Here is a 17,134-nt window from a genome sequence, read left to right as displayed (position 1 = left end):
AAGCCGGTTTTTACGTATCTTTGGAACCCAACCTCGCAACGGTATGGCCCATCTCTACCGGTTTTTTGTCCTTACCTTGTTGCTGTCTCCGGTTCTGACCCGAGCGAGCCAACCCGTCATACCCCTTTCGGCGGATCGGCTTCCGCTCGTTCTCGACCACGATCTCTGGACGTTACAGGACACCACGCACCGGCTGACCATCGGGCAGGTTATGCGCCCCGAAGCCGACCGGTTGTTTCGGGCCAGCATGTCGCCGATCCCGAATGTTGGCTACACCAGCGGCAAGCAGCAGGCTTATCCGGTCTGGGTGCGGTTTCAACTCCAGACCGACTCGCCCGACGCCCGGGCGCTGTTTTGTGAGGTCGATTTCTGGGCATTCGACGAACTCCAACTGTTTATCAGCGACGGCCAGCAGTTGGTTTATACCTCGCCGGTTTACGGCTGGAAAACGCCCGTGGACCAGAAGATGGTCTACCACCGCAACTACTGGTTTCCGTTTACCTTGCCCATTGGGAAAACGATGACCTGCTACGTCCGGGCGCTCAAACGCCGGGGGGTGCAGGTGGTGCCGATTACGATTCGTGCCCAGACGGAATTCAATACGTTTGTATTGGCCGATTACGCCTTCTGGGGCGGTATTTTTTCGATTTTCCTGTTTGTCACCTTAATCAGCCTTTTCTTTTATTTCACCACCTTCGACCGGATTTACGGGAAATACATCCTGTGCGTGCTGGGGTTGGCCGGTTATTTTTTCATCAACGACGGTTTTTTGTACCAATTCTTTTTCGACGGGCAGTTCCGGATGCCGAATCGCAACGTCTATTTCGTGTTTCCGCTCCTGCTGTTCTTCTTCCAATTGTTGTTTGTCCGGTCGTTCCTGTCGCTGCAACATACCCCAAGCCGCCTGTGGGACCGTGTGGCCACCGTTGCGCTGGTCGGCGGGGTATTTTGCCTGATTTCGTTGCTGGTCGAGTGGATTTTGTATGTCCCGCCCGCCGTCGAGCAGATTATCATGCGGCTGTTTATTTTCTTTTACTGGCTCCCGATGCCGCTAATCTGGGCCTTTATCATCATCAACCTCATTCAGCGGTATCGGGTGAAAGAAGCCTGGTTGTATCTGGTGGCCGTCAGCCCGTTTTATGCCCTAAATTTCCTGATTATCCTCTGCAACCTGACCGTCATCCCGACGTATCCGTTTCTGGAAAGCTACGAGAACTACGCGCTGGCGTCGCTGTTTGAAGTCCTGGTTTTGACCTTCGGCCTGGCCTACCGCTACAAACTCATCCGCGACCGCAACGAGCAACTGAACGACGAACGCAACGAGCAGCAACGGCTGGTGTATGAAGCGGAAGTACAGGCGTTGCAGTTGAAAAATGAGTCGTTGCAGGAGAAGGAGCGCATCGCCCGCGACCTGCACGACAACGTGGGTGCTCAGTTGTCGTTCATTGTCAACAGCTTACAGCAAATCGGACGACAGACCGAAAAACAGCCTATTCCGAACCCCTACCAACTCTCGGCGCAACTCCGTTCGGTGGTCGATTATACGCGCGAAGCCATCAAAATGCTCCGCGACACGATCTGGGCCATTCACCAGGAAAGCTTTACGCTCGAGGAATTCGAAGAGCGCATTACGCATTACGTCAGCCGGTATTTTCAGCAGATGGAGCCGCTTCGGATTACGATTCAAACCGAAGGCCAGTTGGTTCAGCCGCTGACCTCGGTGCAGGCGCTGAACATGTTCCGAATTATGCAGGAAGCGCTGCACAACGTCGTGAAGCACGCCCAGGCGACCGAAGTAACGGTGTTGCTCAGCGCCCGACCCGACGGCACATTCCAATTAAGTGTCAGCGACAACGGCAACGGCTTATCCCTCCAGAACGATTCGTTCGACAACCACTACGGCCTACAAAACATGAAAAAACGGGCCGAGGAACTGGGTGGTCATTTCCGCATCTACTCCGACCGGGGCACCGTCGTCGAAGTCGCCGTCTAGTGTTCCGTACCCACGGACTTTAGTCCGTGAGAGTTAGCTACCTCATTGAGTAAATAGCAACTCACGGACTAAAGTCCGTGGGTACGTTAGTCGATCCAGACGGTTTTAATGTTCAGGAATTCCTTCATACCGACCTCGGCCAGTTCCCGCCCAAAGCCCGACAGTTTGACGCCCCCGAACGGCACACGCGGATCGGAGCGCATCAGCGAATTGACAAACACCGACCCCGCCTGAATCTGCCGCGCCAGCCGGTCGGCCCGCTCGCGGTCCTGCGTCCAGAGTGCCGAGCCCAGGCCGTAGTTCGACTGGTTGGCGAGTTTGATGGCGTCCTGTTCGTCTTTCGCTTCGATGATGACAGCCAGCGGCCCGAAGGTTTCTTCCTGAAAGGCCGTCATTCCCGGTTTTACCTTATCAAGCAAAATCGGCTGTATATTACAACCGTCCCGGTTTCCGCCGTGCAGCAGACGCGCGCCCTGTCGAACGGTTTCGGCGCATTGCCGCTCGATCTCATCGGCCAGATCCAGCCGGGCAACCGGCCCCATCGTGGTCGCTTCGGCCCTCGGGTCGCCCTGCTGAATCGCTTGAATGTGACTCAAAACCCGCTCTGTAAATTCTTGTTTGACGGTTTTTTCAATAATAAACCGCTTGGCGGCAATGCAGCTTTGACCGGCGTTCTGCATCCGCGAGTGAGCCGCTACCTCGGCGGCTTTTGCCAGATCCGCGTCGGCCAACACAATCAGCGCATCGCTCCCGCCCAGTTCCAGCACCGATTTCTTGATCTGGCTCCCGGCAATCGACGCCACCGACGCTCCGGCTTTTTCGCTCCCGGTTAGCGTAACGGCTTTCACACGGGCATCTTTCAACACGTGTTCGACGGTTTTTGACTCCATCAGCAGCGATTGAAAAACGTCTTCCGGAAAACCGCAGGACCGGAAAACCTGCTCAATCGCCAGCGAACAGCCACTGACGTTGGTAGCGTGCTTCAGCACCCCCACATTTCCGGCCAGCAGCGACGGAATGGCAAACCGGAACACTTGCCAGAACGGAAAATTCCAGGGCATCACGGCTAACACCGTACCCAGCGGCTGGTAGGCCACGAAACTCTTTTGGGCCTCGGTCTTGATCGTCAGATCCGCCAGAAACCGGGGAGCATGTTCGAGGTAATAGTCACAGCCGACGGCGCATTTTTCCACTTCGGCCATTGCTTCCTTGAGTGTTTTGCCCATTTCGGCCGTGATCAGTTCGCCGTACCGCTGCTTCTCGCTGCGCAGATGAGCCGCTACCTTGCGGAAATATGCCATCCGTTCTTCCAGCGACAAGGCCGCCCAATCGGCAAATGCCCGGTCGGCCTGTTTGAGCTTCCGGTCAAGCGATTGCGTGCTTAAAACCGGGTAGGATTTGATCTTTTCTTGGGTATAGGGGTTGACGGATGTGAAGCGCATAGGAATTAGCTTGGTTTCCTGGTAAACAAAATTTGACTGTAGGAAGGCGACCAGTAACCACAAAAAAAAGCAAAAGACCGGCATAACCCGGTCTTGAATGGAAACAAGAAATGGCTCTACAAGGCTTTCTCGAACTCAAACCCGGGTTTATTAACTCACTTTACACCCAGCACGTCGCGGTAATTGACCAGTTGAATGCCTTTTTTCGCGATCACAGCCTGCACCGCCGGGCTTTTCAACATGGCCGTATCGGCATTCCGGCTGAGAGCCACCGACTCTTTTTCGCCCAGCGGTTTCATGTCGTCGGTGTGGTAGGCCGGGTGCGTAACGAGCAGATACGTGCCGGGTTCCAGTTTTTCGAGGGCTGCGGCAAACGCTTTCGTCCGTTCGGCGGGGTCCGTGGCCTGCTGGCCGTCAAATTTCGGAAATGGTTCGGCCATCGACGGTTCGAGCGTGGGTAGTCCGTACTCGACCGCGAGTTTTTCGACTAGTTCGCGCAAACGCGGGTCCGCCCGGTCGAAGGCCATATGCGTCGATAGATGCGACACCTGCCGGGGCAGCGCCTGCCGAACGCGCTCAATCTGCGCCCGCAACTCCTGCTCGACCTCGAGCAGATTCAGCTCATGGTCCAGAAAAGACGGCATGGCCGGGTTTCCTTTCCAGCAGGTCGGGAAAAAATACCCTGCCGAATCCGTCAGGCTGGGCGCGGTGGTTAGCGGACGCCACTTCACCACCGGCCATTCGCTCGTCAGCGTCAGGTGGACGCCCACATCCGCTGTCGGCTGCTTCGCCAGTTCGCCCAGCGCTTCGGGCAGCCAGGCCGTCGGGGCCATCACCTCGGCCGAACGGGCAATCCCGGTGGTCAATGCATCCAGACAGGCGCGATTGGCGCTGTGGGCCATGCCCAGATCGTCGGCCCGCACCAGCAGCCGAATTTCGTCTTTGTGCGCTTCCCACTGCCGCAAAAACGAAATGCTTTGCGGAATCTGCTCGAACGGTTTCAGGGATTCGTCTTCGATAAACAGGTGCTTCACCCCGCTCCGGCAGGCTTCCTGCAAAAACCGGCTGAGGCCAATATCGCCCTGTCCCAGCGCCACCTGATGCGGTCGTAAGGCTGGGTTTTCCAGGGTGGAGGGCGTGCCGGGCCGCCGGTCTTTCAGGTGCACGAGCGGAAACCGTCCGGCATACTTTCGGAGCAGGGCAGTGGGGTTCTGCGGCTGGGCGGTTTGGCGCGTGTTTTTGGCCCAAATCACATCCAATTCAAACTGCACGGCCTCGGCGGGCATTCGCTCAACCAGGTAGTCGAAGAGGTTTCCGCTGCCGTGTCGAACAAACTCATAACCGTGGTTGTGGTAACAGAGCGTCAGTCCTTTTTTCCGCAAAAACCGCCCGGCCTTTGTAAAAACCGCAATGGCGTTGTCGGCATCGGCCAGGGTAAACGTTTGCCCGTGCGGAATCCAGTAGCAAACGACGTACTCGGCCCCCAACTGCCGGGCGCGGTCGGCGACAAGGGCCACGCTGTCTTGCAATTGTTTGAAATCGGCCCCGATCCCCACCATCCGCAGGCCGTTTTCCTTCATTTGTCTGCGGTATTCCTTCACCGGCATGGTGCGGGGCCAACCGCCTTCCAGTTCAGTAACGCCCCATTGCCGGAGTTGGGCCATCATACTCGGAATGTCCTTACTGCCCTTCATGCTCGACAACTGAATTCCGATGGGCCACTGGGCCTGAACGGTCCCCGCCAGCACGAGTACGTTGAATACGAAGAAAAAGAAAACCGGTTTTGTAACCTTCATGGTCATTTTACAGATTGAAAAGTAAAGGCGGTTTCTGCGCTGCGGGAATAACCAATGCGCTGGGCCACCGCCGTAACCGAGGTGGGTTGAGCCAGCCGAAGCGGTTCGGAATACACCTGCCATGAGTTGCCAGCCGGGCTGTCGGCGGTTTTGTAGGCGATGGACGCGCCCGGCGTCGCGCAGGTGAAGACCAGACGTCCGCCCTGCTGCCGGATCGTGGGTGCTGCCGTCACGGGCGGTTCGTCGCGGCCCTGCCACCATTGCCGCACCAGTTCTTTCTCCGGAACTCCGCCCAAATCGCGGGTGTCCGTCAGCCAGCGGTCCATCTCCCGGCGCAGGCGTTTGAGGTGTTCCGAATAGGCGGGCTGGTCGGCCAGGTTAGTCAGCTCGTACGGATCGGTTTGCAGGTCGTAGAGTTCCTCGGCCGGTTTCGTGGGCCGGAACCAGTTCATCTGGACCGCGTTCAGCTTTCCTTCGTCGCGCATCTGAAGCATCTCGGCCATCATCGGCTGCTGTTTCCGAAACGCAATGTCCATGTACAGCGGTCGGTCGGGGTAAAAATTGCGGATGTACTGGTACCGTCCGTCGTGTACGGTTCGCACGCGGTCGTACTCGGAGTCGAGCCGGTCGCGGGCAGCAAACACATACGAACGGGGCTTTTTTTCGGCAAATTTTCCCAGAAACGCCCGTCCCTGCATGGGTTTGGGCGTCGGCAAACCGGCCAGCGACAAAACCGTAGGCGCCAGGTCGATCATGGAAATCAGTTCCGGGCGAACCGTCCCGGCCCTCTGTCCGTCGGGAAACCGCACGATGAGCGGCACCCGGAGCCCCCGGTCGTAAATTTCGCGCTTCACAAACGGCAGGCCATCGCCGTGATCCGACCAGAAAAAGATAATCGTTTTATCGAGCAAGCCATCGTCTTCCAGTTGCTTCAGCAAATCGCCCACCCAATCGTCCATGTCGCGAATGTTGCTGTAAAACCGGGCCATATCCTGCCGAACGGTTTTGGTGTCGGGGTAATACGGCGGTACCTTAATCCGCGCCGGATCGACCCGCAACGGCAAGTCTTTCCGCTGCCAGACCTGCGATTCGTGCGTGACCGTGTTGTTGAAAATCGCAAAAAACGGCTGATCGGCCCGGCGATTGCGCCAATGTGCTTTCGTACTGACCTCGTTCCAAACCGTGGACGGCTCTTCAAACTGGGAATCGGTTTTGACGTTGTTGGTGGTGTAGTAGCCCGCCTTCCGCAGGTATTCCGGAAAGGCCCGCACATCGGGGGGCGGCACGATGGAGTACTGTTTGGGTAATCCGGTTTTTTCCGGATAGGTGCTGTACAACGTCCGCATGTTGTGGCCGCCCGTGCTGGTCTGGTACATTCCCGTAATGATGGCGTTGCGGCTGGGCGCGCAGACACCCGCTGTGCAGAAAGCGTTGCTGAACCGGATGCCTTCGCGGGCCAGCCGGTCGATGTTTGGGGTCGGAATGGTGGTATCGCCGTAACAAGCCAGCCGGGGCGACATATCCTCGCAGGAAATCCAGAGAATATTAGGCGCGGTCGGCGGAGCGGTTTTGGGATCAGCAACCGGAAGCCCAACCGGGCGGAGAAAGGCCGAAAGACCGGCGACGAGCAAAGCGACGAAGAGGTATTTCATAAAGAAAGTTTAAAAAGCGTCGGGAAAGGGTATATAGTTTATGGTTTATAATCTATAGTTTATGGTTTCGAATAAAGTACTGACTTATAGCCCATTACAGCAAACTGTAAACTATAGACTATAAACCGTAAACCTTCATTTTACCGCCACCACCCGCGTAGGATCAATCCGCAGCCAGAGCAGGGCGCTCACCGACAGACAACCGGCGATCAGATACAGCGGGAAATTGAAATTCTGCGTCTGCTCCACGATGATGCCGAATAGGATGGTGATGAAAAAACCGCCCAATTGCCCGGCAAAATTCATCGCGCCGGCCACCGTTCCGGCGTTGCGCTGTCCAATATCGATACAAACCGCAAATGCGACGGGCAACGCCAGGTCTTTCAGCAGGACGCAGGTGGCCAGCAGATACCCCGCCAGTTGGTTGTCCGTCGTCGCACCGGCGAAGGCAAAGCACAGTCCCGACAGGCCCAGCCCACCTACCCCCACCGCCCGGCGACCGGTTTTCAACCCATAGCGTTTCGTCAAAACATCGCTCAAAACGCCCCCCAACACACAGCCAATGGCCCCCAGAAAATACGAAAGCGAAATAAAGTTCTTGGTTTGTTCTTCGTTCAATCCGCGTCCTTCCTGAAAATACACCGACGACCAGTTGGTAAAGAAATACGAACCGTAAAAAAATAAATGACACATCAGCATCAGCGCCCACAAATCCGGGTTTCGGATCACCGACAGCCACGGAAGCTGGTGTTTGGTGTGCGCAATCCGGCGACCGGTTTCGATTTCGTCCACCTCGACCGGACGGATGCCCGGTTGTTCGGCGGGTTCGTCGCGAAACCAGCGGAACCAGCCAGCCGCCCAAACCGCCCCCACCAGCCCCAGAATCACGAACGCCCAGCGCCAGCCCGCCCAGTGAACCAGCGGAATCACGAGCAGGGGCGTCAAGGCCCCGCCCAGCCGCCCGGCCGCCCAGATCACCGACTGCGCCCGGCCAACCTCCACCGCCGGAAACCAGCGCCCGATCACAATCGAGGCATTCGGGTAAGCCCCGGCTTCGCCCGCGCCGAACAAAAACCGCATGACCAGCAGATACGCCAGGTTGACGGCCGCGCCGGTCAGGGCCGTAAAACCAGACCACCACAGCACCACGCGCGTCAGCACCCGGCGCGGGCCGATTCGGTCGCCCAGCACGCCGGTCGGAATTTCGAACAAGGCATACGCCAGCGAGAACGCGCCCAGCACATACCCAAACTGCTGGTTGTCGAGGCCGAGGTCGGCTTTGATGTATTTGCTGACCACATTCATGCAGACGCGGTCGAGGAAGGTAATGGTGGAGAGCAGAAACAACCCGGCCAGCACCCGGTAGCGAAATTTCATACGAAAAGGGTCTACGAATGGGTGATGAAGATACGGTTTTTCTCAAAGACCCACCGATTGACGACCGGCTTTTAACGGCAGTGTGCGGCCTTTCCAGACCAAGGTTCCGCTTACGCCAGCGGGTAACGTCACCGAACCAGTCAGTTTTTGGCCTTGCTGCTCCAGGCGGAACGTCAGTTCGCCCGCCGGATGCGGATAAGTCCCCTCAATCTGGTTCAGCTCGCCGAACAGCGGCCGCATCGACAGCGTTTTAAAACCGGGTTCAGCCGGGCGAACACCGGCGATGGTACTGAAGAAATGGTAAGCCGGTGCCGTACTCCAGGGGTGGCACTCGGAGCGCATGGCTTTCCCCGCCGATGCAAACCGTTCAGGCGTCGTCGTCAACCCGTCGGCCAGCAACTTCTTCCAGGGAGCCAGTGCAGGTGCTATTAGGGCCGCTACCTTCTCCTGCTGACCAGCGGCCACCCCACCGCCCGCTTTCTGCAAGGCCTCAAACAGATAAAACCGGTAGTAGTACGTGGCCTGGCTGATGGTGGTATCGCTCAAAATCGTTTGCAGAGCCGCCACTTGCCGGTCAGCGGGCAGCGCGTCGGTCAGCACCCCCATGATGTTTGTATGCTGGTCGAAATACCTCTTGCCGACCGGTTGGGCCGAGAGCGGCCGCTCGGAAAGCAGACCTCGTTGGGCATCAAAGCAGGCAGCATATACCTGCTTTTTGATCCGGTCGGCGCGTTGCCGGTAGGTGGTCGCCGAAGCCGGGTCGCCCAGCGCATCAAAAATCCGGGCGGCATTTTGCAGGGCATACACGTAATGCAGCGTCACGACGGCCGAATTGGACCCGTCCTGCCCACCCGCCAGCCCACCCCGGCTCGAATCCTGGTACCAATCGACAAAATGCGCCCAGCGGGTCGCTCCGGCGATGCCGTCCGGTTTCATCAGCCCGTCAAACATGGCTAACGTCTGGTGAATACCGGGAACAAATTGGCGAATAAACGCTTTATCGCCCGACCAGAGCAGGTAATCCCAGAGCATATCGACCCAGATAACGGAATACGTCGGAAGAACAAACGTCGACCGCAAGGGGTAACAACTCGTCAGATTACCATCCCAGAGCCGCGAGTAGTGAAATTGTTCGAGCGCATTCCGCACATGGTGATCATTGCCGGTCAGCGCCAGCCAGGTTAGGTCGTGCACTTTCGAGTCGCCCAGGTATTGCATGGTTTCGTAATAGGCGTCGCTCAGAAAATAATCCTGGGTGCAGACTTCGGCGGTTCGGCGGCAGAGGGCAAAAATACCGGCGTAATCGGGATTATTGGCCGAAAAACTGGCTTTGACCGGGTATGGATTGGATGTGTAGTCGTTGTAAAAATCGTGAATGATCAACGGCTCGGTCCCGGTCGTGATTTCGAGTTGCACAAACCGGAACGCCCGCAGCCAGGTCGGGCGGAACGTCCGGTCGGCCGAACCGTCGGGCACGATGATGTCTTTCAGGCCCAGAAACTGCTGCCCCTCGATCTGGTTCCGGTTGATTTTAACCAGTGTTTTCGGAACGAACAGGTTTTCGGCGTACCCAATCCGGACCAAACCGCCCTTCCCACCCGAAAACCGGAACCGGGGATAGCCGATGGTCAGCACGGTATTATCGAGCAACAGCGTCAGGCGGCTTTTGGCCGGGATCGTGACGGCTTTCCCTTGCAGAAAACCGGCGTCGACGGTGCCCCCGGAAAACCGGGCAATGCGGGCCAGCCGTTCGGTGCGCTGGTGTTGCAGGGCGGTGTTGCGCGGTTCGAGGAGCCAGGCAAAACCGCCCCCATACGCGCTGGCGCTTTCGCAGAAAACGGCCGGTTTCCAGTCGGCATCGTTAAAACCGGCCTGCTCCCAACCCCAGGGATAAGCCGCCGTGTTGAGGCTGTCGGTAGGATTGGCCGCGTAAAGACCGCCAATGATGTCGCGGTCTTCGGGCCGCACCCGCCAGCGCACCGCCTTGTGGGCCACGCCCCGGTTGTGCAACACCCGCCAGCCGTTCTGAGCTGTCGTATGGACCGGGCTTTTTTCAGTCAGTTCGGGCGTGTTCAGGAAAAACGCCGTGCGGTACGACTGAATCCCGAAAAACCGGTCAGGGCCGTAGTTGACCACTTCTGCCGCGATGACATTTCGGCCCGCTTCGAGCCACGGGGCCAGATCGACGGTTTCGTAGCGCCAGTGCCGAATGTCGGACAACTGCGGCCCAAAACAGACCTGTTTGCCATTGACATACAGCGTGTAATGATTATCTGCCGACACGTTGACGACAAACCGCGCCGGTTTTTCCGGCAACTCGAAAACCCGCCGGAACAAAACCACTGCCGACTCACCACCCGACAAATCGGGGTGCATAATCCACTGGGCTTTCATGACCGTGGGCGCATACCGGGGCGTCGGCACGTTCAATTCGGTGACCGAAATCCGGTCCGTCTGGGCGTAACCGGGACATAGCCAGCCCAGCGCCAGCCAAAGAGCAAGCAGTTTTTTCACAAAGAGAAAGGGTTTAGTGTATTGGTTGATCAGATTTTACCCCACCCCAACCCCTCCCTACGGGGGAGGGGTTGGGGTGGGGTATGACGTTAGGAATTGATCAATTACTCGTGTCGCCATTTGACCCGCCAGGGGTCGTTGGTCTGTTCCTGAAACTGCTTCAGCGACGCCAGCAGGGTGTTGAAAATGGCCTGATGCGCTTTGCTTTTCGCCAGATTGACGCGCTCCTGCGGGTCTTTTTCCAGGTCATACAGTTCAAAGGCCGGGCGCTGTTCATACGCCTGCCGCGAACGGGGGCCATACTGCGTCTTGCCCGACCGCATAAAGCCCTGCCAGGTGGACGAGGCCCACAGATCGGCCGCAAACGGGAACGGCAGCGCATGGGCCAGGTTGTGAATGAGCTTGTACCGCTTCGTCACCACCGACCGCATCGGGTAATACATCGTCACTTCGTGGAAGGTGTGTGACAAAAAGAGTGTATCGGCCTTAAACTGAGCCGGTTTTTCGAAATACGGTTTCCAGGATTTGCCGTGGAAGAAACTTGTCGGCCCGCGTTCCGCAAATTCGCCCCCTCCGGCTGGGCGCGGGGCCGTCGCCAGCACGGGCGGGTTGAGTCCGGCGAAGTCGAGAATGGTCGGTGCTACATCCACCCACGACACCAGCTCGTGACAAACCTGCCCTTTCAGCGTGGAAAACGGATTACAGACAATCAGCGGCAACCGTACCCCCGGTTCGTAGTGGGTTGTCTTGGCTCCCGGCACCGGCATGCCGTTGTCGGATAAATAGATCACGATGGTGTTGTCCCACAATCCTTTTTCTTTTAACAAGGCCAACAGCCGACCAATGCCCTGATCCATGCGCGAAACCGACTGGTAATACTGCGCCAGTTCGGCCCGGGTTTCGGGCGCATCGGGCAGGAAAAACGGCACCTTCAGCGAATCCGGCCCGTACACGGTTTCGGTGACGCCCTCGTGCCCACCCGGTTTGTTGCCGTGCGGATTGGCTTTGTACGGCAGATTGTCGCCATTGCCCGCCCGGTGCGGGTCGGTGGTACAGAAATACAGGAAAAATGGCCTGGTTCGGTTCGCTTCCAGAAAATCGGCACACTGCCCGGCCATTTTGACGGGGTTGCTGCCGTTTTCGCTCAGCGCCTGATCAAACGGATAGGCCGATGCGGGTTCGACATGGTATTTGCCAATGCGGGCGGTGGTGTAGCCCGCTTCATGGAGCAGGGCGGGCAGCGTTTTCAGGGTTTCGTGCGAGCGGAAATGGTGCGTCGCGTGGGCCAGCCCGTACTGCCCGGTATTGTGGTTGTGCCGTCCGGCCAGCAGCGTCGAGCGGCTGGGGCTGCACGAGGAGGTGGTGGCATAGGCCCGCGTAAACCGGACGCCCTCCCGCGCCAGTGCATCGAGATGGGGCGTTTTGACCTGACGGTTTCCATAACAACCAATTGCCGACAAATCGTGGTCATCGCCGACGACCAGCAAAACATTCGGCAAGCGGCTAGCCGCCGGAGGAGTTTGAGCCAAAACCGGCCCCGCCAGCAGCCAAAGCAGCAGTAGTTTTTTCATTTCCCAAAGTTAAAGTCCTTCGAAGGGGTTCGGGCAGCGGCCAGTAGTGTCTTCAGGCGGTTCGCCAGACCCGGTTCCTGGTCGATCCGGTTCGTTTTCTCGCCGGGATCTTTTTGCAAATCGTAAAGCTCATACTGCCCGGTTTTTACCTTAAAAATCAACTTGTTATGTCCCTGCCGAATGGCCTGCCAGCCGCCCTGCTCGTGAAATTCCCAGTAAAGATACGGGGCCAATGGCTGCCCTTTCCGACCCAGCAAGGTGGGTACAATGGAACGGCTGTCGGTATGGGCCGGGGGCCGGACGCCCGCCAGTTCGCAGGCCGTCGCCAGAAAGTCCCACTGGGCGGTCGGCAGGTCGCTCGCGCCGGGTTTGATCTGGCCGGGCCACCAGGCAATCAGCGGAGCGCGGATGCCGCCTTCGTACGGACTGCGTTTCATGCCGCGCAACTGATTGGCGCGGGCAAACCGCTCCGGAATGTCCTCCGTCGAGCCGTTATCGCTCGTGAAGAGTACGAGCGTGTTCTTGTCGAGGCCCCGGGCTTTGAGCGTCGCCATGATTTGCCCCACATATTCGTCCATGCGGGTAATGGTGGCGGCATAATTCTTTTCGAGCGGGGTCCAGGGTTCGTTTTCGTACGGGGCCAGCGTCGGGGCCTGAAACCGCTGGTTTTTCGGCGCTTCGCCGTTGTTGTGGGGCAAGGTGTAGCTCAGGTAGAGAAAGAACGGTTTTGAGTGCGGTTTTTCCAGGAACTGCACCCCTTCTTTGGTGAACAGATCGTTGCTGTAGACCTTCGGCTCCGGCGTAAAACTGCCCAATCCTTTGAACAAGGCGGTTTCGGGTTCCCAGATCACCTCATTTGGCAGCAGTTCGCGGTGGCCGTTCCGCACCAGATAGGCCGGAAAATTATTGTGCGCCAGCACCTGATCGAGGTAGCCGTAATACTGATCGAAACCCTGGCGGGTCGGTTCGCCGGTGGTGCCTTCGATACCCAGCCCCCACTTGCCAAACAGCGCGGTTTCGTAGCCCGCATCCTTCAATAATTCCGCGACCGTAACGGTTTCGGACGAAATCGGCATCTGACCGTGGGGTTCCATTTGCTTGTTGCCCCGCACTTCGCAGTGGCCCGTGTGCATCCCTGTCATTAGGGCGCAGCGCGAGGGCGCACAAACCGACGTTCCGGCGTAATGCTGCGTAAACACCAGCCCCTCCCGCACCATCCGGCTCAGGTGGGGCGTTTTCAGAATATTTTTCCCATACGGCACGATTTCTTCCACACCCAGGTCGTCCATCAAAATGTAGATAATGTTCGGCTTCGAAACCGGCTTCGACCCCAGGGGCGCGGACTTTGGAGCGGGTGCCAGACTGGTCAGCACGCCCACCAGGGTCAGCACCAGGAAGCTCAAAACTGGATTCGGAACCATTGACCGGTTTTTCTTTCCGCCAAACCGGTCGGCACTCAACGGGTTATTTCTTTTTTTCATAGCGTTCCGGATGGGGAAAAAGGCGTTTCTCCAGGTCAGACACCTCGTCACGCGGTTCGCAAAACCAGGCCAGTTGTTGCTCAGCGGTCAGGTTGGGCGGTAGCTGATGGGCTTCCAGGTGCGTTTCCCGAAAAACCGCAAGCAACTGATTCCGTAGTGTTTCCAGTTGCCGCCGATGCGCCGGTTCGCCCGCCAGGTTGTGCAATTCGTCGGGATCGCGCCGAAGGTCGTACAGTCGTTGCACGTAGCCCGTCGGGCGGTTTTCGCCAATCGCGTAGCCCAATCCGAGGTCGTACTGGTTCGTCGAAAATACATACTTCCAGTCAGTGGTCCGGAGCATCGCCATGTTGTCCACGAGGTATTCCGAAAAAACCGCTTCCCGAAAACCGGCTTTCCGCCGCTGGGCCGGTTTTTGGAGCACCGGCACCAGGCTTTTCCCCTGAATTCCGGGCAATGCGGGCGTACTGGCAGCTTCGGCAAAGGTCGGCACCAGATCGACCAGCTCAACGAGTTCGTCGCAAACGCCCGGTTTTATGCCCGGCATCCGGATCAGCAACGGGGAGCGGACGGTGGGCTCCCACATCGTGTGTTTCTCGAAGCGGTTGTGGTCGCCGAGCAGGTAGCCGTGGTCCGAAATGTACACCAACAGCGTGTCGTCGCGGTGGCCGCTGGCGTCCAGCGCATTGAGGACTAATCCGACATTTTTATCGAGGTATTCGACGCAGGTGTAGTAACCGGCTACAATTTCGCGCTTCTGCAGTTCGGTCAGGTCTTTGAAAATGGCGGGTGTCCAGGGCACATCTTCCGGCCCAAATCGGCCGGGCGGCAGGTCTTCCGGCCGATACCGCCCGGCAAACTCGACCGGAAAATTCATCGGTGCGTGGGGCGCATGAAACCCCACAAACAGGAGAAACGGCTTGTCGGATTTTTCTTCCACGAACGAAATGGCTTCCCGCGCCAGGTAGGTATCCAGAGCATCCGCGTCATAAAGCGGCTCGGGCCGAACCCCCGGATTGACCCACTGTTCGACCGAAAAACCCTTTGTCTTGCTCATATCGCGAGTCGGCACGTCGCCCGGCACGGACTTCGGGCCGCCCTTCGCCTTCAGCCAGCGCGTGTACTCGGCGGTGTCTTTCCGGACCTGAAAACCGTGCGGTTGCTGGTTGTTGGTGTGCATTTTGCCGATGGCCGCCGTCCGATACCCGTGGCTTTGCAAATGCTCGGCAATGGTGTAATTTTTTTCGTCCGAAAACGAGGTGAACAGCAAATTGACGCCCGTCCGGTGCGGATAGGTCCCCGTCAGCAGCGACTGCCGGGAGGCACTGCACACCGGCGACTGGCAAAAGGCATTCGTAAACCGCATGCCCTCCCGCGCCAGCCGGTCGAGGTGGGGCGTCCGGATCAAGGGATTGCCGTAACTGCCCATCACGCGCGCCGAGTGGTCGTCGCCGATGAGCAATACGATGTTCCGGACCGCACGCGCCGATTTCCCACTCAGCAAGGGGCCACTTACACCGGCCGCAGCCAGGGCCGTCAATGTCTGGGTCAAGAAATCGCGTCGTTGCATTACAGGTTTTTCTTTTTCAATTCACTGACCGCAAAATCAGCCGCCCGGGCTGTCAGGGCCATGAACGTGAGTGAGGGATTTTGCCAGGCTACGGACGCAAATGAAGCTCCGTCGGTCACGAAGACGTTTTTGGCCGCCCACAATTGGTTGTGCGCGTTGAGCATCGACGTTTTCGGGTCGCGGCCCATCCGCACCCCGCCCACTTCGTGAATGGCCAGCCCCGGTACGCCCTTGTTGTCGTAGGTGCTGACCTGCTTCAACCCGGCCGCTTCGAGCATTTCGGCAGCATCGTTGGCCATATCCTTCTGCATTTGTTTTTCGTTTTCCCGAAACCGCACGTCGAACACCACCGTGGGCAACCCCCAGTGATCGGGCCGGTTGCGGTCGAGCGTAATCTGGTTGTCTTCGTAGGGCAGGCACTCGCCGAAGGCGATCAGGCCCATCGTCCAGGGACCGGGCTGGCTGGCCTGTTCTTTCAGTTCGGGGCCAAATCCGGTTTCGGCCACGAGCCGCTGCCAACCCGAGCGCGATGCCCCGCCCTGATACCCGAATCCGCGCAGGTAATCCCGTTTATCGGCCCCAACGTTCCGGTAGCGGGGGAATGTAAATGCCATTGGCCCGACGACCGTAATAATATTTGTCGTCGAAACCGAGTCCGTCGGCCATGCCGTTGGCTCCCACCTGGAAGTGGTGATCCATGATGTATTTGCCGAGCGTCCCGCTGTCGTTACCAAAGCCGTTCGGAAACCGGTTTGATACCGAATTGAGCAGGATAAAATTGGTAGACATCGCCGAGGCATTCAGGAAAATAATCGGAGCGTAGTACTCGACGGTTTGTTTGGTCCGGGCGTCGATCACCCGAACGCCAGTCGCCCGCTGTTTTTTCTCATCAAACAGCACTTCCGACACGATGCTGTCGGTCCGAACCGTCAGTCGGTTGGTCTGGCGGGCGGCTGGCAGCGTCGCCGAGAGCGTGCTGAAGTACGCGCCGAACGGACAGCCCCGGTTGCACATATTCCGGTACTGGCACGAAGCCCGCCCCAGGGCCGTGTGAACCGGAGCCGCCTGCGACAGATTGGCCGTCCGGCCGATGGTCATGACCCGGTTCATTTTCGACTTAAGTTGCCGACTGATGTGCGTTTCGACGCAATTCATGTCCATTGGCGGCAGAAATTCTCCGTCGGGCAGTTGCGGCAACCCTTCTTTTTGGCCCGAAATACCAGCAAACTTCTCGACGTAACTGTACCAGGGCGCAAGGTCTTTGTACCGAATCGGCCAGTCGACGCCAAAACCGTCGCGGGCGTTGGCTTCGAAGTCCAGGTCGCTCCAGCGGTAGCTTTGCCGCCCCCACATCACCGATTTCCCGCCCAGAATATCGGGGCGGTACCAGTCGAAGGGCTGCACTTCGCGGTAGGGCGCTTTGCGGTCGTCGAGCCAAAACTGGCCGTTTTGCTCATTGGGCGTATGAATGCGGAATGGGGGAGCGGGTTGCACCGGAGCCAAAACCGTCCGGCCCCGGTGGGCAAACTCCCAGGGCGCTTTCATCGCCGTTTCGTAGCCAGTGATGTGTTCGAGGTTGCGGCCGCGTTCGAGCATCAGCACCCGCAACCCTTTCTGGGTCAGTTCTTTGGCGGCCCAGCCTCCGCTGATGCCTGAGCCGACCACCAGGGCGTCGAATGTGTTGTTGACTTTTGCTTTCAGGTTCAGGTTCATGGGAGCATAAAGACGGTATTCTAAAAAG

General features: G+C 58.1%; 9 protein-coding genes and 1 pseudogene. 1 reads left to right on the top strand and 9 read right to left on the bottom strand.

The genetic code is table 11. The annotated features are described in order from the left end of the window. Positions 1–43: 43 nt before the first annotated feature. Positions 44–1,993 (top strand): sensor histidine kinase, encoded by a 1,950-nt coding sequence (locus ACO2Q8_RS05630; RefSeq protein WP_423343813.1) that lies wholly within the window; start codon positions 44–46, stop codon positions 1,991–1,993. 86 nt (positions 1,994–2,079) lie between these two features. Here the strand turns inward: ACO2Q8_RS05630 and ACO2Q8_RS05625 are convergent, their stop codons facing one another. From ACO2Q8_RS05625 to ACO2Q8_RS05585, 9 genes and pseudogenes are all read right to left on the bottom strand, one after another. Next, positions 2,080–3,435, bottom strand: coding sequence for an NAD-dependent succinate-semialdehyde dehydrogenase (locus tag ACO2Q8_RS05625; RefSeq protein ID WP_423343812.1), 1,356 nt, complete (start codon positions 3,433–3,435; stop codon positions 2,080–2,082). A 155-nt stretch (positions 3,436–3,590) separates the two neighbouring features. Beyond that, the gene (locus tag ACO2Q8_RS05620) at positions 3,591–5,231 is read right to left on the bottom strand and encodes a ChbG/HpnK family deacetylase (protein ID WP_423343811.1); all 1,641 of its coding nucleotides are present in this window, start codon (positions 5,229–5,231) and stop codon (positions 3,591–3,593) included. A 2-nt stretch (positions 5,232–5,233) separates the two neighbouring features. Further along, positions 5,234–6,883: a sulfatase-like hydrolase/transferase gene (locus ACO2Q8_RS05615; protein WP_423343810.1), complete on the bottom strand. Its 1,650-nt coding sequence runs from the start codon at positions 6,881–6,883 to the stop codon at positions 5,234–5,236. A gap of 135 nt (positions 6,884–7,018) precedes the next feature. Continuing rightward, positions 7,019–8,260, bottom strand: coding sequence for an MFS transporter (locus ACO2Q8_RS05610; RefSeq protein WP_423343809.1), 1,242 nt, complete (start codon positions 8,258–8,260; stop codon positions 7,019–7,021). Positions 8,261–8,302: 42 nt separating this feature from the next. Then, complete coding sequence (locus ACO2Q8_RS05605; protein WP_423343808.1) at positions 8,303–10,774, bottom strand: alpha-L-rhamnosidase C-terminal domain-containing protein; 2,472 nt, start codon at positions 10,772–10,774, stop codon at positions 8,303–8,305. Positions 10,775–10,878: 104 nt separating this feature from the next. Beyond that, on the bottom strand, positions 10,879–12,345 hold the full coding sequence (locus ACO2Q8_RS05600) for a sulfatase family protein (protein WP_423343807.1): 1,467 nt from the start codon (positions 12,343–12,345) through the stop codon (positions 10,879–10,881). Beyond that, a complete protein-coding gene (locus ACO2Q8_RS05595) occupies positions 12,342–13,826 on the bottom strand; it encodes an arylsulfatase (RefSeq protein WP_423343806.1) in 1,485 nt (494 codons plus the stop codon). The genes ACO2Q8_RS05600 and ACO2Q8_RS05595 overlap by 4 nt, the downstream gene beginning before the upstream one ends. Beyond that, positions 13,810–15,393, bottom strand: a complete 1,584-nt coding sequence (locus ACO2Q8_RS05590) for a sulfatase family protein (RefSeq protein ID WP_423343805.1) — start codon at positions 15,391–15,393, stop codon at positions 13,810–13,812. Before ACO2Q8_RS05590 ends, ACO2Q8_RS05595 begins: the two co-directional genes overlap by 17 nt. After that, positions 15,393–17,106, bottom strand: a pseudogene (locus ACO2Q8_RS05585) (GMC oxidoreductase). The gene ACO2Q8_RS05590 and the pseudogene ACO2Q8_RS05585 overlap by 1 nt, the downstream one beginning before the upstream one ends. Between the last annotated feature and the right edge of the window lie 28 nt (positions 17,107–17,134).

Source organism: Larkinella sp. VNQ87 (assembly GCF_049445795.1).
In the GTDB taxonomy this organism is placed as follows: domain Bacteria; phylum Bacteroidota; class Bacteroidia; order Cytophagales; family Spirosomataceae; genus Larkinella.
The sequence above is the reverse complement of the archived record's forward strand: the minus strand, read 5'-3'. Positions and strand labels throughout refer to the sequence as shown.